We start from the raw sequence: 15,735 nt of genomic DNA on the forward strand, positions 1-15,735 counted from the left end.
TAGCCCGGAGAGTCAAGCGTTTATTTCGCTGTCTTCTCGCTGACCCGGCGGCTTGTCAGTCGTTGTTCCCGGTCAGTGGAGGCGCATTATAGGGAGTTCTCGGCAGGCCGCAACCCCTAAATGCAAAAAACTTTTCAAGCGCTCAAATAATCGCCCAAAATGCCTTTTTAGGATGTTTATTAGTCAAAAAACACCGGTTTTAGCGCAGCAATAGCGGCAAACCCTGTAAATAGAGACAAATGAAGATAAAGAAAAGGGAGCGGTCACCCGCTCCCTTTCATCTTCATGACGCTTAGTTGCCGTTATTGGCGTGCAACGATATGGTCGTTTTCCACATCCAGCGTCACCAGCTTGCCGGGAATCAGCTTGCCGGACAGGATTTGCTGCGCCAGCGGGTTCTCGATCTCCTGCTGAATCGCGCGTTTCAACGGACGCGCACCATACACAGGGTCGTAACCGGTTTTGCTCAACAAAGCCAGGGCCGGTTCGGTCATGGTCACTTCGTAACCGCGTTCTTCCAAACGTTTGTACAAACGCGACAGCTGAATTTTGGCGATTGCAGCAATGTGTTTCTCGCCCAGCGGATGGAACACCACCACTTCGTCGATACGGTTGATGAACTCAGGACGGAAGTGGTGACTCACCATCTCCATCACCGACTCTTTCATCTGCGCGTAGTTCATCTGACCGAAGTGCTCCTGGATCAGATCGGAGCCCAGGTTGGAAGTCATGATCACCACGGTATTGCGGAAATCGACGGTACGGCCCTGGCCATCGGTCAGTCGGCCGTCATCCAACACCTGCAGCAGAATGTTGAATACGTCCGGGTGCGCTTTCTCGACTTCATCCAGCAGAATCACCGAGTAAGGCCGGCGGCGCACGGCTTCCGTCAGATAGCCGCCCTCTTCATAACCCACATAGCCTGGAGGCGCGCCGACCAGACGCGAAACGGAGTGTTTCTCCATAAATTCGGACATGTCGATACGCACCATGGCGTCATCACTGTCGAACAGGAACGAAGCCAGTGCCTTGCAGAGCTCAGTTTTCCCCACCCCGGTCGGGCCGAGGAACAGGAACGAACCGATCGGCCGGTTAGGATCGGACAACCCGGCGCGGCTGCGGCGGATAGCATTAGAGACCGCGCTGACCGCTTCGTCCTGGCCGATCACCCGCGAATGCAACTCTTGCTCCAGGCGCAGCAGTTTGTCGCGTTCACCTTCCAGCATTCTGGCCACCGGGATGCCGGTGGCACGCGCCAGCACTTCGGCAATCTCCGCATCGGTCACCCGATTGCGCAGCAGTTTCATGCTTTTGCCTTCGGCCTGCGTTGCGGCGGCGAGCTGTTTCTCCAGCTCAGGGATTTTGCCGTATTGCAGTTCCGACATCCGCCCCAGATCGCCGACGCGGCGCGCCTGCTCCAGGGTGATTTTGGCCTGCTCGAGTTCAGCCTTGATGTTCTGGGTGCCGGAGAGCGAGGCTTTTTCCGCTTTCCACTCTTCTTCCAGCTCCGAATATTCTCGCTCTTTCTGCCCCAGCTCATCGCTGAGCATGTCCAGGCGTTTCTTGCTGGCGTCGTCAGACTCTTTATTCAGCGCCTGCTGTTCCAGCTTCAACTGAATGATGCGGCGTTCAAGCCTGTCGAGCGATTCCGGCTTGGAATCCATCTGCATGCGAATGCTGGACGCCGCTTCGTCGATCAGGTCGATAGCCTTGTCCGGCAATTGACGATCGGCGATATAACGGTGAGAAAGCGTCGCCGCCGCCACGATGGCCGGGTCGGTGATCTGCACGTGGTGGTGCAATTCGTAACGCTCTTTCAGGCCGCGCAGGATAGCGATGGTGTCTTCCACGCTCGGCTCCGCCACATACACTTTCTGGAAACGACGTTCGAGCGCCGCGTCTTTCTCTATATATTGGCGGTACTCATCCAGCGTTGTAGCACCGACGCAGTGCAGTTCGCCGCGCGCCAGCGCCGGCTTAAGCATGTTGCCCGCATCCATCGCGCCATCCGCCTTACCGGCGCCGACCATGGTGTGCAGTTCGTCGATAAACAGGATAACGCTGCCTTCCTGCTTGGCCAGATCGTTGAGCACGCCTTTCAGGCGCTCTTCAAACTCGCCGCGGTATTTGGCGCCGGCGATCAAAGCGCCCATATCGAGGGACAATACGCGCTTGTGCTTCAGCCCTTCCGGCACTTCACCGTTGATGATGCGCTGCGCCAGGCCTTCGACGATGGCGGTTTTACCCACGCCAGGTTCGCCGATCAGCACCGGGTTGTTTTTGGTACGGCGTTGCAGCACCTGAATGGTGCGGCGGATCTCTTCGTCACGGCCGATCACCGGGTCAAGTTTGCCCTGCTCGGCGCGTTCGGTCAGATCGATCGTGTATTTCTTCAATGCTTGCCGCTGGTCTTCGGCACCTTGATCTTCCACGCTGTCACCGCCTCTCATTTGTTCAATGGCTTTGCTGATTTTGTCGGCCGTTGCGCCGGCCGCTTTCAACAAGTCGGTCAACGAGCCGCGGTCTTCCAGCACCGCCAGCACAAACAGCTCGGAAGAAATGAATTTGTCCGCGCGCTTCTGCGCCAACTTGTCGCACAGGTTCAGGACGCGCACCAACTCGTGGGACGGTTGAACGTCGCCACCGGTACCTTCTACCTGCGGCAAACGGGACAGCGCCTGTTCGATCTCGGTGCGCACGCGCCCGGCATCGATACCTGCGGAAGTTAATAGTGGACGAACCGTGCCCCCTTCCTGATTGAGCAGGGCGCTCATCAGATGTAGCGGTTCAATAAACTGGTTGTCGTGCCCAAGGGCTAGTGACTGGGCATCGGCGAGGGCAAGCTGGAATTTGTTGGTAAGACGATCCAGACGCATAACACCTCCAAGATGGGTCGAAATTGCTACTGGAGATTAAATGAGGTCATCCCTCAAATTTTCAAGGTTATCTCGACGCTAAATTTTCGGTACAACGCCATGCGTCGTTGGATCGTCCTAATTCAATAGGTTATATCAGCCAGATTAAACTTGCCAGACGTCCAGTTATTCCATCGCGTCGATAGGAGAAAAAATGACTCTTTTCGTTAACCGTGCAGCGGTCGCCGCCGTAGATGGCCTGCACGCCTGCCCGCAACAAACGTTGGCGGGCCAGCAAGTAGATATTAGCCAAAAACTTATCGCCGTGCGGCGTAAACGCCGCCGCGGCTTCGGCGTCTTCCGCGATAAAGGCAGCGCGCACCTCCGGCCCGACCTCAAACTGCTGCGGGCCGATCGCCGGCCCCAGCCAGGCGCTGATCTGGCTCGGCGCGGCGCTGAACGCCGCCACGGTTTGCTCCAGCACGCCATGGCATAACCCACGCCAGCCGGCGTGAGCGGCGGCCACTTCATCGCCGTGCTGCGAACAGAACAGCACCGGCAGACAATCCGCCGTCATCACGGCACACACCTGCCCCGGCACGTTGCTGTACACCGCATCCGCCCGCAGATCGGCGGGCGCTTGTCCCGTCAACGGCACCACGCGGGTGCCGTGTACCTGCTCGAGCCATACCGGCATCTGTGGCAAGCCGGCGGCGGTAACCAACCTTTCCCGATTGCACTTCACCGCTTGCTCCTCGTCACCGACGTGGGCGCCGAGGTTCAGCGAGTCATAAGGCGGCAGGCTGACGCCGCCGCCGCGCGTGGTGCTGCAAGCTTTAACGCCGGGAGGCAACGGCCAGTCGGGCAGAATGAGCGGGTTCATTACCAGTCCATCTGATCTTTGAATTCTTCGGTATCCGCCTTCAGCGCGTTAATCAGATCGACCATGTCCTGCGGCAGCGGCGCATGCCACTCCATCTGGATGCCGCTGATCGGATGGTACAAACGCAGCATGGTGGCGTGCAGCGCCTGGCGGTCAAAACCGCGCAGCGTGTTGATGAAAGCTTCCGAAGCCCCCTTCGGCGGACGTGGACGGCCGCCGTACAGCGGATCGCCCACCAGCGGATGGCTGATGTAAGCCATGTGCACGCGGATCTGGTGAGTACGGCCGGTTTCCAGGCGCAGACGCAGACGGGTGTGCGCGCGGAAGTGTTCCATGATGCGGTAGTGCGTCACCGCCGGTTTACCCATCGGGTGCACCGCCATGTGGGTACGCTTGGTGGAATGGCGCGCAATGGGCTCTTCTACCGTGCCGCCGGCGGTCATGGTGCCAATCGCTACCGCTTCGTATTCGCGGGTGATTTCACGCGCCTGCAGCGCTTCCACCAGCCGGGTTTGCGCCGGCACGGTTTTCGCCACCACCATCAGGCCGGTGGTGTCTTTATCCAGACGGTGCACGATGCCGGCGCGCGGCACGTCGGCGATTTCCGGGTAGTGATGCAGCAGCGCATTGAGCACCGTGCCGTCCGGGTTACCGGCGCCAGGGTGCACCACCAAATCGCGCGGCTTGTTGATCACCAGGATGTCGCTGTCTTCATAGACGATATCCAACGCGATATCCTGCGGCTCCCAACGCGCCTCTTCTTCTATCTGTGCATCGATGGCGACCGTCTCTCCGCCCAGCACCTTCTCTTTCGGTTTGTTTGACGTTTTGCCATTGACCTTCACCCGATCGCCCAGGATCCACTCTTTTATGCGAGATCGTGAATAATCAGGGAACAATTCGGCCAAAGCCTGATCTAAACGTTGTCCGAGTTGAGATTCGGCCACCGTTGCGGTGAGTTGTACTTGTTGTGCCATATGCAGCTTCTTCGTTAACGTTGGGTTTTCACGGCGATGCCGTTTAATATAATGTGCTATTGTACCTGGTCTTTGTCGGGAGCTTAACGGACAGTCTCCCGGAATAACACCCTGAGGATAATCAAAACGTCATGACGCGTATGAAATATCTGGTGGCGGCAGCCACGTTGAGCCTGGCGCTGGCAGGTTGCTCCACATCCAAGGATGCGGTTCCCGACAACCCACCTTCGGAAATCTATGCCACCGCGCAGCAAAAGCTGCAGGACGGTAACTTCAAGGGCGCGATTACGCAACTCGAAGCGTTAGATAACCGCTATCCTTTCGGGCCGTATTCCCAGCAGGTCCAGCTGGATTTGATTTACGCCTACTATAAGGCCGCCGACTTGCCGATGGCGCAGGCATCCATCGATCGCTTCATGCGCCTGAACCCGACGCACCCGAACATCGATTACGTGATGTACATGCGCGGTCTGACCGACATGGCGCTCGATGACAGCGCGCTGCAGGGCTTCTTCGGGGTTGACCGTTCGGACCGCGATCCTCAGCACGCTCGCGCTGCGTTCCGCGACTTCAGCCAGTTGATTCAGCAATACCCGAACAGCCAATACGCGACCGACGCCAACAAGCGTTTGGTGTATCTGAAAGACCGCTTGGCCAAGTATGAGCTTTCGGTGGCGGAATACTACACTAAACGCGGTGCTTACGTCGCGGTCGTTAATCGCGCCGAGCAGATGTTGCGTGAATTCCCGGATACCAAAGCGACGCACGACGTGTTGCCGCTGATGGAAAATGCCTACAAGCAACTGCAGCTGAACGGCCAGGCTGACAAAGTGGCCAAAGTGATCGCCGCCAACCCGCAATAAGCGCGCGTCGGCAACGGCAAAAAAACAAAACGGCAGCCTCGGCTGCCGTTTTCATTGGCGTGGACCTGGTTTTCACTGGAAGAATACACAAGTAAAAACACGGTGTTAGCTAGCGCTCCTCACCGGTCAACTCATCGATAATGCGCCATCCGGCGGCAACTCTCAAGCATTAGATAACCAATTCAAATGCTGAATCACAGATTGAACTAACTTTGCAAAAAGTGACAAAAAATCGTGATTTACATCACGCATTTAAACAAAAAGCGGGGTATGCTGGGTTCACCAAGACGGAAAGACAGAGAGGTAAGTTATATGACATTGAACATTACCAGCAAACAAATGGATATCACTCCCGCAATCCGCAATCACGTCGAAGACCGTCTCACCAAACTGGAAAAATGGCAGACCCAGCTGATAAACCCGCATATCGTCTTATCCAAAGAACCGCAGGGGTTTGTCGCCGACGCTACCATTACCACGCCGAACGGCCCGCTGGTCGCCAGCGCCAAACATGATGACATGTATACCGCCGTTAACGAGCTGATCGCCAAGCTGGAGCGCCAGTTGAACAAGGTGCAGCACAAAGGCGAAGCGCGCCGCTGCAATGCCAGCGTGAAAGACATCGTGCCGGAAGTGACGCAGGAACAGGAATAACCGTCCGACTGCGGTTGCCGCATCAAACGCGCCCGAGGGCGCGTTTTTTGTCGGGTATTTTTGTTGACGGGGTAAAAGCCAGCGGTTACTTTAAAACCTGTTCGCATTAACCTTAGGTAGACCATGCCACGCACACCGTTTTTCTTCGCATTCTTTTTTACCTTCCCCTGACTGGGAGGCGTTTCGTCGTGTGAGAAAGAATGCGAAGACGAACAACAAGGCCTCCTGGAAACAGGAGGCTTTTTTTATGGCTGTTATACAACGAATAAGAACTGAAGGCGGAAGCTGATTATGACTGACAACCCGTTATTGGTGCTGCGCGAGCGCATCAGCGCACTGGATTTGAAACTGTTGGCCCTGCTGGCGGAACGCCGTGAACTGGCGATCGAAGTCGGCAAGACCAAACTGCACTCTCACCGTCCGATCCGCGACAAAGAGCGCGAGCGCGATCTGCTGGATGCGCTGATCGCCGCCGCCAAGCCTTACGACCTGGACGGTTTCTACGTCACCCGCCTGTTCCAACTGATCATTGAAGACTCCGTCCTGACCCAGCAGGCGCTGCTGCAGCACCAGCTCAATCCCGTCAGCCAACACTCCGCCCGCATCGCCTTTCTCGGCCCGAAAGGCTCTTATTCACATCTGGCGGCGCGCCAATACGCCGCCCGCCATTTCGATCGGTTGATCGAATGTGGCTGCCAGAAGTTTCAGGATATCTTCGCCCAGGTGGAAACCGGCCAGGCGGACTACGCCATTCTGCCGATCGAGAACACCAGCTCCGGCTCGATTAATGAGGTGTACGACCTGCTGCAACACACCAGTCTGTCGATCGTCGGCGAACTGACCAACCCGATCAACCACTGTGTTCTGGTGGTCGGCGACAGCGATTTGAGCCAGATTGAAACCGTCTACAGCCACCCGCAGCCGTTCCAGCAGTGCAGCCAGTTCCTGAATCGATTCCCGCACTGGAAAATCGAATACACCGAAAGCACGGCCGCCGCAATGGAGAAAGTCGCCAAGTTGAATTCGCCGAAGGTGGCGGCGCTGGGCAGCGAGGCCGGCGGCGCGCTGTACGGGCTGCAAGTGCTGGAACACAACCTCGCCAATCAACAGCAGAACATCACCCGCTTTATCGTCCTGGCGCGTAAAGCGATCGACGTCTCCGAACAGGTGCCGGCCAAAACCACGCTGATCATGGCGACCGGCCAGCAATCCGGCGCGCTGGTCGAAGCGCTGCTGGTATTGCGCGACAACGGCATCATCATGACCAAACTGGAGTCACGCCCGATCAACGGCAATCCGTGGGAAGAGATGTTTTACATCGATGTGCAGGCCAACCTGCGTGCCGACGCAATGCAAAAAGCGCTGCGCGATCTGGCGCCCATCACCCGCTCGCTGAAGGTGCTGGGCTGTTATCCCAGCGACACCGTGGTACCGGTCAACCCATCCTGACGCGATAAAAAAAGGTTCGGCCAAGCCGAACCCTTCATTTTTATTTACCGCCGGTATTTTACTGCCGGCTGTCGTTAGCCTGCCGCAACAGCGTGCGGCTTTCCACCAGGAAGCGCTGGGCGTAATCGCCAAACCAGTGCTCCACCTTGCGGAAGCTATCGATAAACGCCTGTTTGTCGCCGTGCTCCAACAGCTTGATCGCCTCGCCGAAGCGCTGGTAGTAGCGTTTGATCAACGCCACGTTTTCCTCCGACGACATGATAATGTCGGCGTACAGCTGCGGATCCTGCGCAAACAGGCGGCCAACCATCGCCAGCTCCAGCCGGTAGATCGGCGAAGAGAGCGCCAGCAACTGCTCCAGTTGCACGTTCTCTTCCGCCAGATGCAACCCGTAGGCGAAGGTGGCAAAGTGCCGCAGCGCCTGAATAAACGCCATGTTCTGATCGTGTTCGACCGCACTGATGCGGTGCAGCCGCGCCCCCCACACCTGCAGCTGTTCAAGCAACCACTGGTAAGCCTCTGGCCGGCGGCCGTCGCAGTAAACCACGACCTGCTTCGCCACGCTGCCCACGTCCGGGCCGAACATCGGGTGCAACCCCACCACCGGGCCACTGTGCACCGCCAGCATCGCATGCAGCGGACGGTTCTTCACCGACGCCAAATCCACCAAAATACAGTCGTCGGGCAACGGCGGCAGGCGGCTTATCACCTGTTCGGTCACATGGATCGGCACGCTGACGATCACCATGCCGGCGTCTGCCAACAGCTGTTCCGCCTGCGGCCAATCTTCCTGATCCAATACCCTGACCTGATAACCCGACAACGTCAGCAGACGGTTGAACAGCCGGCCCATCTGGCCGTTGCCGCCAATGATGACGATCGGCCGCAGCTGCGGGCACAGGGTTTTAAAGCCTTTATCGTTCTCGCTGACGTACGATTCGCGCATCACACGGCGCAAGACATCCTCGATCAAATCCGGTGGCACGCCGAGGTTTTCCGCCTCTTGACGGCGCGAGGCCAGCATCGCCGCTTCGCGCTCCGGCACATAAACCGGTAAACCGTGGCGGCTTTTCACCTCGCCGACTTCCGCTACCAGATGCAGGCGTTTCGCCAGCAGATCCAGCAGCGCTTTGTCCACCTCGTCAATTTGATCGCGCAACGCGGTCAGTTCTGCCACCATAACTTACTTTTCTCCCGTGCGTGCCGTCAGCGCAGCGCCGAGTTCCTGATGCATATGACGCAGCAGCGTTTCCGTGCTTTCCCAGTTAATGCAGGCGTCGGTGACGGACACACCGTAACGCATGTCTGCACGCGGCTGCTCGGAAGACTGGTTGCCCTCATGCAGATGGCTCTCCAGCATGATGCCGGTGATCGAACGGTTGCCCGCCTTAATCTGCTCCACCACGGACTCGGCCACCGCCGGCTGACGGCGATAGTCTTTATTCGAGTTGCCATGGCTGCAATCTATCATCAAGGACGGATGGAGTCCCGCCTCGAGCATCTGTTTTTCACAGGCCGCAACGTGCTCGGCGCTGTAGTTCGGGGTTTTACCGCCGCGCAGGATCACATGCCCGTCCGGGTTGCCCTGGGTCTGCAGCAGGCAAACCTGGCCCGCCTGGTTGATGCCGACGAAACGGTGCGGCATGGCGGCGGCGCGCATGGCGTTGATGGCGGTGCCCAGACTGCCGTCGGTGCCGTTTTTGAAGCCGACCGGCATCGACAGGCCGGAAGCCATTTCGCGGTGGGTCTGCGACTCGGTGGTGCGCGCACCGATCGCCGACCAGCTGAACAAGTCCCCCAGGTACTGCGGGCTGTTCGGATCTAATGCTTCGGTAGCCAACGGCAAGCCCATGCCCACCAGATCCAGCAACAGGCGACGCGCGATATGCAAGCCTGCTTCAACGTCAAACGAACCGTCCATGTACGGATCGTTGATCAAACCTTTCCAGCCGACAGTGGTTCTGGGTTTTTCAAAATAGACGCGCATAACGATATACAGCTGATCGCTCAAGTCAGCCGCCAGGGTTTTCAAACGACGGGCGTAGTCCAGCGCCGCATCCGGATCGTGGATCGAACAAGGCCCGCACACTACCAACAGGCGATGATCGCGCCCCTGCAAAATGTTGGCGATGGTGTTGCGCGCGGTGGCGATTTCATTTTCGTCGTCGGCGCTGAGCGGGAACTGGTTCTTCAGCTCCTCCGGCGTGATGAGAACCTGTTCTGCACTGATGTGTACGTTATTGAGCGCGTCTTTTTGCATGATGCTATTCCTGTCGTTTGGCGTTATGCGTTGAAGTGGAACCTTGAGCGTTTCAGGGCTCTACCTTATCACGCAATGTAAAGTTTTCAATCCAATTTCCGTAAATAAAAAATTACCGTAATTACCCCTAAGAAAAACCATTGGAAAATGCACTTCAACAAATACAATAAATGCAATAAATTTAATAAGATATGCAAACAAAAGGATTGCCAGTGCCTCTCTACCCGCTTGCCTGGCAATAGATGGGCATCGTAAACATAAATGTACATTTGATTTTACAAGGAAGACGCGCCCCCCACCTCAGCGCCAACGAATGGGCTGAGACAGGCATCCGCCAGACTCAGCACGAAGCGCTGCTGAAAGCGATGAATTTCAGTAGAAGAAAAGCGAATAAATAAGGAATAAAAATTAAAAACTTAAGCTAATGGCGGCTATTTTTGTCGCCGAAATGAACCGATATAATGTGACCGTCATCAACAATAACCACCCTTAACAACTGGATCCAAAATGCTCTCTTCTCGCGCTCGTCGCGCTTTTCCGCTGTATATCTGCTGCTTAACGACTTTCACCAGTGTTTCAGCTCTCGCCGACAATACGCTTTTCACCGCGATGGACGATCCGGCCACCGCCAAGAAACCGTTTGAAGGCAACGTGCAGGCGGGCTACAACGCCCAGTCAGGCAACTCGCAGAGTTCCACCCTGCTGGCCAACACCAACATGACCTGGTTCAACAGCGACGCGGCGTACAGCCTGTGGGGGGCGGCCAACAACACCACTTCCTCCAACGTGCGCTCCTCCGAAAAATACCAGGCCGGTGGCCGTACGCGCTATAACCTGACCGACCGCAACTACCTGTTCGGCCAAGCCAGCTGGCTGAGCGACCGTTTCAACGGTTACGATTCACGCTCCACATTGACCGGTGGCTACGGCCGTCAACTCCTCAACGGGCCGCTCAGCGACCTGCGGGTGGAATTCGGTCCCGGCGTGCGCCATGACGAATACCACGGCGGCGGCCGCTCGACCAAAGGGCTGGCCTACGGTGCGGCCAACTATTCCTATCAGCTGACCGACAACACCAAGTTCATTCAGGGCGTTTCCGCGCTGGCGAACGAGGAAACCACGCTGAACTCGGAAAGCGCGTTGAACGTGGCGATCAACGATCGCTTCTCACTGCGCGTAGCCTACACCGTGACCTACAACAGCAAACCGCCGGCCTCGGCACCGAAAAACACCGACACCACCACCTCGGTCACGCTGGTCTACGGCCTGTAATCTCCCTTCCAGAATCTCTCGAAGCCCATCATCGATGGGCTTTTTTATGCCTGCGGCGTCAACGTTAACCAGACCATACCAAGCGCTTTCAACGCATCCGGAGAACATTGAAAGTCGACGTTGCCGCCGCTGACCCGCACTTGGTTACCCGGTAAACGCGCTATATCGTAAACGTCCAGGTTACCGTCTATGTCCACCAGCCAGCGGCCATTGGCGATATGCGTAACGGCCAGATCCACCAGCCAGGATACGCGCCCGCCATCAACATAAGCCGGCTGAGCCACGCCGTCAGGAATCAAAGAACAGTCTGCCGACCACTGCCCCACCTCTTTCAACTGCCCGGCGAGCAGGCGATATTTCGGTATCGTGCGCCCTCCGGGAACCGGTACCGCCGGTGCGGCATCACCCCACATTTCCCCCTGTCCCGTCGCCAACCACAGCAGCGAGACGCCTGTATCCAGAGCACAGGTCACCACGATATCGCCGGGGAAGTAGTTGCGGCGGACCCAGGTGCTCATCGTGCCTGAAGATATACCCAGCAGGTCACCCAACTCTTTTTGCAGATTGAAACCGTAAGCATCCAAAATGCGGCGCAATACCCCTTTCCCGCCGGAAGCCAAAACGCGATCGTAAAGCGCTTTACCTTGCGCAGGTGACGCAGGCTTGCGATTACTTTTTGATTTTACAAGTTCGCCGGTCATCAGCCAGGCCAAGTCTGCCCCCGTGGTTAACGCGCAGTTGATGATGACGTATCCGGGAACACTCCCCCGTTGTTGCCAACTACTGATGTTATTCGGCGCTATCCCGAGGATTTCACTCAATTCCTTCTGCGTGCCAACGCCATAAGATGAAAGAACTCTTTCAATCACCGCTCCCACGGAGGTGTTGTTGTTTGTTGCTTCTTCACGCATATCATCACCGATTAAAATAAAATTTGCATTTACAAGTCGCATTATGCGATTTAAAGTAACATCAATTCGCCGTCACTCGGCATATCGATCGCTTTAGTTAAGATGATGCGACATGGTTGATGAAAATGCAAATACCGTAAGGCGACGACGATCTTGCGTAAGCACTTTGTTTACACCGTGTTTACTCAAATTTTCGACCTTGATCGACGGATAACCGAGCCTTGCTTTTGCGAGTATTCATCCATCATCAGATTCAGATAAGGAGATTGTCATGCTTCTAGCCAGCGAGGAGCAACGGGCTATCGGCCTGCGGCGTATTGCTGAAATCCGCCGCACACTGTTTGCCCGGCAAACCAACCATGCCGAAGAGATTTACGACACGGCGCCGCTGCACCTGCGCCATACGTTTTGCTTCCACGCCGGGCTGACTGAACGCTATGTGTGGTTAAAGTTTCACGAAATGGGTTATGCCGAACGGCGGAAAATCGTCGCGGCACTCAATGAACTCATCTCGCTCAGTCAATCGTTGCCGCGCTATATCAGCGAAACAGACTGTCTGTTAACCCCAAAAAAATAACCTTTCGAATAAAGCTGGCGTGCAACCCGCCGGGCATCGCTCGGCCCAAATTCTCCCTATTAAATACTGGAAAATGTTATGGCTGATACTATTGATATGGCGCAAGAGCGCCAGGCATTGATGCTCGAGAAACAAATTGCGTACGCCAGGCCGGTTGCCACTGCGCCCTCGGCGTTCTGCTGTGCCGATTGTGACGCGGCGATTCCTGTGGCGAGACGCATCGCGATTCCCGGCGTCAGCCGCTGCGTGACCTGCCAGCAGCTATCAGAAGCCAAGCAACGTCATGTCGCTCGCCGTTAAAAATAGGCCGGCGGAACATCTGCCGGTCAACGCCTCTGCCATACAACACGCAGCGTACGGTGATTACGCCTATCCATGGAATGCCCCACGCCGTGCGATAGGGCGCGAAGCGGCGCTGAATCGCGACCAACTGCGCCAATGGCAAGCGATACTGCAGTGCATTCATGACCTGCCTTATTATCTGCGCACGCCGTTCCTTGAGCGCCACCGCCAACTGCTCAGCCAGAAGGGAGCCCACGCAGCCTGGCATTATCTGGTGCGAGTTTTCCATCGGCGGATATGGCCACGCATTCAGCAGGTAAATAATAATTTCGGTTTGGATCAACGCAAATCACTGCACTTTGGCAGCGAAGCGGACAGCTATAGCGCACTGCCCGCGCTGGGCGATAAAGCGCTGGAGCAGTTGGCGCGGCGTATCGGGGGCCAACTTTCTGCGCTCTACCAGAGTGAATGTGACGCCTTGCTGGCGAAGCATGGCAATAATGCCGAGATCCTGCTACATGCGGATATACAGCGCCGCCTCTATCGCCAAATCGCCACGATGGCCCGCGCCTTCAATATCCAGCCCATGCACTGGCGCTGTTATCGTAAAGGCAAGTTGGACAGCGAGCGGGCGATTGCGGCGCTGTCGCGCCTGACCGACGATCGCTGGTGGCTGCGGCGTCTCAAAATGCAGCGCATGCAGTGGCGCGAGGCGTTGCAAATCGCGATAGGCAACGTCCGCAACAACACGTCACCTTATGCCAGCAGACAGGCCCTTCACGATGTCAAGGCTCGGCGTCAATCGAACCTCGATTATCTTCACCGTTGCGAGCTGGAAAACGTCGCCACGGGCGAGCGCGCCGATCTTATGGATAAAGTGCTCGGCAGCATCGCCAATCCCGCCATTCGTCGTATGGAGTTGATGAATACCCTCGCCGGTATAGAAACCTACGCCACTCGCAACGGCCACTGCGGGTTGTTTATCACGTTGACGACGCCGGCACGCTTTCACCCTATCCAGCATGTCGGCGCACGAGGAAAAATGCGTTTCAATACACGCTGGCAAGGACAAGCCCTAACACCGAAGGATGGCCAACGTTATCTGGTTGCCCAGTGGGGGAAAATGCGAACCGCCTTCAAGGATCGCCGTCTGCAGGTCTACGGTATGCGAGTGGTTGAGCCTCATCATGACGGCACGCCGCACTGGCATCTGATGATGTTCACTCCACAAATGCAACGTCAGGCAGTGCTTGACATCATACAGCGTTATGCGCTGCAACAGGATGCAGCAGAACCCGGTGCCCAACAACATCGTTTCCAGAGCAAACACCTCAACCGGGGTGGCGCAACCGCCTATCTGGCCAAATATGTCGCAAAAAACCTCGATGGGTATGCATTGGAGGAAGAGCTCGATCGCGAAACCGGCGCCCCGCTGAGCGATACCGCCCGCGCGGTCAGCGCCTGGGCCGCCACCTGGCGCATCCCTCAGTTTCATCCCTTCGGCCTGCCCGGTCTCGGGGTCTACCGCGAATGTCGACGTATTCGCGGCCAAAACCTGACGCCGCAGTTTGACGCCGGCACCGAAGCCGTGCGCGCCGCTGCCGACGCCGGCGACTTTGCCGGTTACATACAGGCGCAAGGCGGCGCCAATGTGCCACGCAGCCACCAATGGGTGCGGGTCGCGCGCGAAGCCTCAGAAACCCGGAACGCTTATGACGAGCCCGTCACAAAAGTTGTCGGCATTTATGCACCGCATTTGGGAATTGAACGGGTATACCGAACGCGCACCGTGCAATGGCGGATCGTCGCTAAAACACTCGCCGCCGCGACGCCTTGGAGTTCTGGCAATAACTGTGGAACGCGCGCTCTTCACCTGCCGCCGGCACCCGCGCCGTCGGCTCGTTTGACGCCGCCACAGCGGCAGCATTGTCTGAATATTGCCCGCAAACTTCGAGGTATTGGCATAGAACCGCAATGCTGGCAGTTGGAGGTTCTCGCACGCGGCGGCAAAATTCATTTTGACGGCCTCCTTGTACAATTTCCGCTAATCAATGATTGGCCGTATTTTTACTGCACAAATGATAAGCCCAACCATTGACGCCTTTAGCGTTTTGCTTAATACTGTATAAATGCACAGTATAATCAAGAGAGGGCAAAAACAGTGGAAATTATGGATAAACAACAAGTAACACTGTCCCGCATCCAATTCATCGCCGATGTTTCACAGGCTGCGCAATGCAGTGCCTCCGAGTTTCTGATCGCCATGTCGCTGATCTCCGATTTGGCCAGTCAGGTGCTGCCGAACAATGATTATCAAGAAATATTTTATCCCGCTGACGAACACCCCCCCTGCTAATCCCTCCAGCCAAACGTTTTTCATCCCCCCGCCGCCGGCGGGGTTTTTATTTCTGCCGACGGCACTTTTGCTCCTCAGTTGTGCCATCTCATCCACAACCCCCTCGCGTTGCCCCTCCCTCCCACGCGCGCGAAACTGAAGATATCCGGGGCCACAGCCCTCTCTCCCAACGCTATCGCAGGATGGTAATGATGAAAATTTATGCACAACAAGGTGACACCATTGATGCGATTTGCTGGCGCTACTACGGCAGCACGCAACGCCAGGTGGAACAAGTCTATCTGGCTAACCGTGGCCTGGCCGATCTGGGGCCACTGCTGCCGCACGGTCAACCGGTTGAATTGCCGGACCTGCCTGCGGCAGCCCAACGCGAAACCGTCAAATTGTGGGATTAAG

General features: G+C 56.7%; 16 protein-coding genes and 1 other annotated feature. Of the genes, 10 read left to right on the forward strand and 6 right to left on the reverse strand.

All coding sequences use genetic code 11. The features are described 5' to 3' along the window. Positions 1–302: 302 nt before the first annotated feature. The 3 genes from clpB to rluD all read right to left on the reverse strand — a co-directional run bounded on the left by clpB (position 303) and on the right by rluD (position 4,715). The gene (clpB, locus tag ACJ8HB_RS09590) at positions 303–2,876 is read right to left on the reverse strand and encodes an ATP-dependent chaperone ClpB (RefSeq protein ID WP_025301647.1); all 2,574 of its coding nucleotides are present in this window, start codon (positions 2,874–2,876) and stop codon (positions 303–305) included. A gap of 130 nt (positions 2,877–3,006) precedes the next feature. Continuing rightward, positions 3,007–3,738: a purine nucleoside phosphorylase YfiH gene (gene yfiH, locus ACJ8HB_RS09595; protein WP_047569216.1), complete on the reverse strand. Its 732-nt coding sequence runs from the start codon at positions 3,736–3,738 to the stop codon at positions 3,007–3,009. Further along, a complete protein-coding gene (gene rluD / locus ACJ8HB_RS09600; RefSeq protein ID WP_004932452.1) occupies positions 3,738–4,715 on the reverse strand; it encodes a 23S rRNA pseudouridine(1911/1915/1917) synthase RluD in 978 nt (325 codons plus the stop codon). The genes yfiH and rluD overlap by 1 nt, the downstream gene beginning before the upstream one ends. A gap of 131 nt (positions 4,716–4,846) precedes the next feature. Between rluD and bamD the strand changes: the two genes are divergently transcribed. The 4 genes from bamD to pheA all read left to right on the forward strand — a co-directional run bounded on the left by bamD (position 4,847) and on the right by pheA (position 7,681). After that, positions 4,847–5,578, forward strand: a complete 732-nt coding sequence (gene bamD, locus ACJ8HB_RS09605) for an outer membrane protein assembly factor BamD (RefSeq protein ID WP_004932456.1) — start codon at positions 4,847–4,849, stop codon at positions 5,576–5,578. A gap of 312 nt (positions 5,579–5,890) precedes the next feature. Then, positions 5,891–6,232: a ribosome-associated translation inhibitor RaiA gene (raiA, locus tag ACJ8HB_RS09610; protein ID WP_004932457.1), complete on the forward strand. Its 342-nt coding sequence runs from the start codon at positions 5,891–5,893 to the stop codon at positions 6,230–6,232. A 122-nt stretch (positions 6,233–6,354) separates the two neighbouring features. Then, positions 6,355–6,481: a sequence feature (Phe leader region), on the forward strand. Then, on the forward strand, positions 6,356–6,403 hold the full coding sequence (locus tag ACJ8HB_RS09615; protein ID WP_101428074.1) for a hypothetical protein: 48 nt from the start codon (positions 6,356–6,358) through the stop codon (positions 6,401–6,403). It overlaps the preceding feature by 48 nt. 42 nt (positions 6,482–6,523) lie before the next feature. Further along, complete coding sequence (gene pheA / locus ACJ8HB_RS09620) at positions 6,524–7,681, forward strand: bifunctional chorismate mutase/prephenate dehydratase (RefSeq protein ID WP_047569218.1); 1,158 nt, start codon at positions 6,524–6,526, stop codon at positions 7,679–7,681. Positions 7,682–7,739: 58 nt separating this feature from the next. On the opposite strand, the gene tyrA is transcribed toward pheA, so the two are convergent. Together tyrA and ACJ8HB_RS09630 are read right to left on the reverse strand one after the other, a co-directional pair. Then, positions 7,740–8,861, reverse strand: coding sequence for a bifunctional chorismate mutase/prephenate dehydrogenase (gene tyrA / locus ACJ8HB_RS09625; protein WP_033637185.1), 1,122 nt, complete (start codon positions 8,859–8,861; stop codon positions 7,740–7,742). Positions 8,862–8,864: 3 nt separating this feature from the next. Beyond that, positions 8,865–9,941, reverse strand: coding sequence for a 3-deoxy-7-phosphoheptulonate synthase (locus tag ACJ8HB_RS09630; RefSeq protein ID WP_016929016.1), 1,077 nt, complete (start codon positions 9,939–9,941; stop codon positions 8,865–8,867). Positions 9,942–10,448: 507 nt separating this feature from the next. Between ACJ8HB_RS09630 and ACJ8HB_RS09635 the strand changes: the two genes are divergently transcribed. Next, positions 10,449–11,213, forward strand: coding sequence for a DUF481 domain-containing protein (locus tag ACJ8HB_RS09635; protein WP_004932469.1), 765 nt, complete (start codon positions 10,449–10,451; stop codon positions 11,211–11,213). A 44-nt stretch (positions 11,214–11,257) separates the two neighbouring features. Here ACJ8HB_RS09635 and ACJ8HB_RS09640 read toward each other — a convergent pair whose 3' ends face one another. Continuing rightward, on the reverse strand, positions 11,258–12,124 hold the full coding sequence (locus tag ACJ8HB_RS09640) for a helix-turn-helix domain-containing protein (RefSeq protein ID WP_370739129.1): 867 nt from the start codon (positions 12,122–12,124) through the stop codon (positions 11,258–11,260). A 271-nt stretch (positions 12,125–12,395) separates the two neighbouring features. On the opposite strand from ACJ8HB_RS09640, the gene ACJ8HB_RS09645 reads away from it, so the two are divergent. From ACJ8HB_RS09645 to ACJ8HB_RS09665, 5 genes are all read left to right on the forward strand, one after another. Further along, positions 12,396–12,701 (forward strand): hypothetical protein, encoded by a 306-nt coding sequence (locus ACJ8HB_RS09645; RefSeq protein ID WP_033652973.1) that lies wholly within the window; start codon positions 12,396–12,398, stop codon positions 12,699–12,701. A 78-nt stretch (positions 12,702–12,779) separates the two neighbouring features. After that, positions 12,780–13,001: a TraR/DksA C4-type zinc finger protein gene (locus ACJ8HB_RS09650; protein ID WP_033641931.1), complete on the forward strand. Its 222-nt coding sequence runs from the start codon at positions 12,780–12,782 to the stop codon at positions 12,999–13,001. Further along, positions 12,985–15,081, forward strand: a complete 2,097-nt coding sequence (locus ACJ8HB_RS09655; RefSeq protein WP_080298842.1) for a replication endonuclease — start codon at positions 12,985–12,987, stop codon at positions 15,079–15,081. Before ACJ8HB_RS09650 ends, ACJ8HB_RS09655 begins: the two co-directional genes overlap by 17 nt. 63 nt (positions 15,082–15,144) lie before the next feature. After that, entirely contained in the window at positions 15,145–15,339 is a 195-nt protein-coding gene (locus ACJ8HB_RS09660; protein WP_033641930.1) for a hypothetical protein, read from the forward strand. 191 nt (positions 15,340–15,530) lie between these two features. Next, entirely contained in the window at positions 15,531–15,734 is a 204-nt protein-coding gene (locus tag ACJ8HB_RS09665; protein ID WP_033641929.1) for a tail protein X, read from the forward strand. Position 15,735: the final 1 nt, after the last annotated feature.

Source organism: Serratia sp. CY27727 (genome assembly GCF_052169275.1).
Classification (GTDB): Bacteria; Pseudomonadota; Gammaproteobacteria; order Enterobacterales; family Enterobacteriaceae; genus Serratia; species Serratia sarumanii.